The organism is Dietzia sp. Cai40 (assembly GCF_014145165.1).
Lineage (GTDB): Bacteria > Actinomycetota > Actinomycetes > Mycobacteriales > Mycobacteriaceae > Dietzia > Dietzia natronolimnaea.
Window position 1 is genome coordinate 1 of the sequence record NZ_JAALEB010000168.1, and the last position, 3,014, is coordinate 3,014.

The following is a 3,014-nucleotide window of genomic DNA, read 5'->3' on the forward strand; positions in this document are numbered from 1 at the left end:
GCCCTGACCACCGTCGCGCTCGCCCGCCGCATCAGGATCCAGGACCTCGAGCGACTCCACGGGTGCGACGTGGTGAGCGACCTGGTGGCACGGGCGCTCGTCGCGGAGGCCCAGCACGACGGCGCACAGATGATCTTCGTGCAACCGCCCGTTCTGGCCTCCGCGTTGCGGGCCGGCGCGGATCACCGTCGACGCCGTGAGGCCTACGACGCCGTGCTCGCTCTTCCGGGGATCGTCCAGCCGGACCCGACCATCGTGTTGTGGGCGCTGTTCCAGGAGCCCGCCATGCATGCCGGACGCGTGGACGGCCCCGCCGTCGTGGCGGCGACCCGCGCCGCGCTCGACGGCCACGACTACCGCACCGGCGTCGAGTTGTCCGAGGCCGCTCAGCGTGCGGGCCTGGGAATGACGCCGCTGCAGCAGGCCGAGCTCGCCCTGAACGCGGGCTCGTGCCTGCGGCTGCTGGACAGGGTGCAGGAGGCGGCCGGAATGTTAGAGCGGTCGCTGGAATGTCTACGGGCAGTGGCCGGACCGCGTGGTGACGACGACGAGCCGGGTGGGCCCGACTTCACCAGAGTGCTGATCGAGAACGTGACGGCCCGGGCGGACCTCGCGCACTACCGCGACCGGGGTCCGGAGAACTCGCTGCCGTTGATCGAGGCGGCCCGCGGATTCCTGACGCCGGGCCACCCCGCTCACTCGGTGCTGGACGCGCTGACCGTGGTGCACCTGTCCTACGCGGGGCGGTACCGCGAGGCGGCCCGGGCACACGCCGAACTCGGCGCGCCACAGGTTGACGCCGCCCCTGGTCATCCCGCACCTTTGCATCCCGGACTACCGCACCCCGCGTCCCTGTCAGCCGAGTGGGAGCGGCGTCTCGAGGCGATCCACGCCCTGGCGCTGGACGCGCTCGGGCAGTCAGACGCCGCGTTGGCCGTCCTGCGGCGGCTGGCCCGCCAGTCGCGCACGGTGGACCACCACGCGTGGGCGTCGGAGGAGTACCTCGCGGCGCTGCTGTACGTGGTCCTGCACGGTTTCGGCGTCAACGCGCTGTTCGCGGAACTCGCGCCGTTCGTGGCGGTCGAGCAGGACGACTCCGTGCGCCTGGACCACGGCATGCGCCGGGTCGCCGACGCGGAGATCGCCCTGGCCGCCGGCGACCTGCCGTCGGCCGTGAGCGCCGCGTCCGATGCACTCGACACCATCGCGGTGGACGGCCCCGAGGACTTTCTCCCGCGTGCCATCTCTCTGTACGCGCTGGTCTCGGCCCTGTCCGGGCAGACCGCGATCGCGCAAGAGCAGCTGCGGCGCCTACGCGCCGTCCACGGGTATGCCAACTCGCCGGTCGGGCCGGAGATCCGCGGAGCCGAAGCGGGGGTGCTCTTCTGCCTCGGTCGGAGCGAGGAGGCGCTCGGCATCGTCCGCTCCCTCGTCGACGACGGACTGCTCGGCTCCGCTGTGCGCGCCGCCCTGGCCGGGGTGTTGATGGCCGATCCGGAGAGCTGCCGGATAGTGGCCGAGCTGGAGGTCAGTGGGGATGTGCCGGTGCTGGTGCGCGACCTGGCCGCTGCCAACCTGGCCGACAACCCCCGGCGATTGATCGATGCGGCTCAGCGAGCCCGTGGACACGGTCTGCTCATGGTGGCCGCAGCGGCCGCAGATCGCGCCCGCACCCTCGCCACCCCGGGATCGCAGCACCACACCTTGGCCGAGCGGATGCTCGCGACCACCGAGATCAGCGGGTCGCTGGCCGGCCTCACCGGACTGGGAGGTCCTGCTCGCTTGGTCCCGTCCGGGGTCACGCTGACCCGCCGCGAGTCCCAGGTCGCCGAGTTGGTGGGGCAGGGGTTGACCAACGCCGAGATCGCGGACGAACTCCACCTGTCCAAGCGGACCGTGGAGGGTCACCTCAACCGGATCTACACCAAGACCGGCACCCGACTGCGAGGGTGAACGGGCGACAGAGTCGAGGTGTGAGCATGCGTCAGTCACGGAGGAATCCGGCCACCTTCTGCGAGGCGCCCGCGGCCTACATCGTGGAGACCTATTTCGTGCTCCGGATGGTCATCGCGGCCGGTGCGCTCATCCTCCCGGCAACCCTCCTCCTGTGGGTGGCCCTCGACTCCGGCGTGTCGATGATGGGCTCACTCAGCGCCTTCTACTACTCGCCGGCCCGGAGTCTCTTCGTGGGGATACTGGTGGCGATCGGCGTCGCGCTGGTGGCCTACCGCGGTTACACCCGTGGAGAGAACGCGCTGCTCAACGGAGCCGGCGTCCTGTCCATCGTGGTGGCGCTGGTCCCGACGGGAGACTCGTCTCTGCCCGGGCTCACCGTGGCGGGTGCCGTTCACGCGGTGGCCGCGGTGGGGTTCTTCGTCCTGGCCGCGCTGTCGATCTTCTTCTACGGGCAGGAGACCCTCGGATCCCTTTCGGATCCGGACCAGCGGCGCAGGTATCGCGCGGTCTACCGGGTCCTGGCCGTACTGGTCGTGGCGTTCCCGGCCGCGGCGGTTCTCGTCGCCTGGGTGATGGGGCCGTCCGTGGCCCTGTTCGCCGGAGAGGCGGCGGCGCTGTACGCGTTTGCTGCGTTCTGGCTGGTCAAGACCTATGAGCTCTCGCAATCCCATGCCGAGTTGAGGATCGTGTGAGCCAGCCGATGCGGCCCTTCACAGACACCGCGTCGCTCGCGGCCGTCGCGCGTAGGGTCGCGACATGACGAGTCTTGTCTTTCTCCCCGGCCTCCACGGCGACGCGCAGACGTGGTACCCGACCCTGCGCGCCCTGCCGGAGAGTTGGAACACCACGGCCCTCGATCTGCCGGCCGAGCCCGACCTCGACGCGCTCGTCGACGAGACCGCCCGACAGATCGCTACCGGCAGCGTCGTCGTCGGACATTCCCTCGGCGGCGTGGTGGCCATGCACCTCGCCGAGCGGCACCCGTCCCTGCTGGCCGGCCTCGTGCTGGTCACCGCGCCCGTGGGGGCCGAGGACCCGGACGCAGCCGCGGCGCGCGC

At 71.1% G+C, this 3,014-nt stretch carries 3 protein-coding genes; all 3 read left to right on the plus strand.

Annotated elements, in window-relative coordinates; translation table 11 throughout:
- Positions 1-1,953 (plus strand): helix-turn-helix transcriptional regulator (locus tag G6022_RS07300; RefSeq protein WP_241731102.1); only part of this gene is annotated, 1,953 nt, incomplete at its 5' end.
- Positions 1,954-1,979: 26 nt separating this feature from the next.
- Positions 1,980-2,648: a hypothetical protein gene (locus G6022_RS07305; protein WP_187701062.1), complete on the plus strand. Its 669-nt coding sequence runs from the start codon at positions 1,980-1,982 to the stop codon at positions 2,646-2,648.
- Between the two features lie 64 nt (positions 2,649-2,712).
- Positions 2,713-3,014 (plus strand): alpha/beta fold hydrolase (locus G6022_RS07310; RefSeq protein WP_182691275.1); only part of this gene is annotated, 302 nt, incomplete at its 3' end.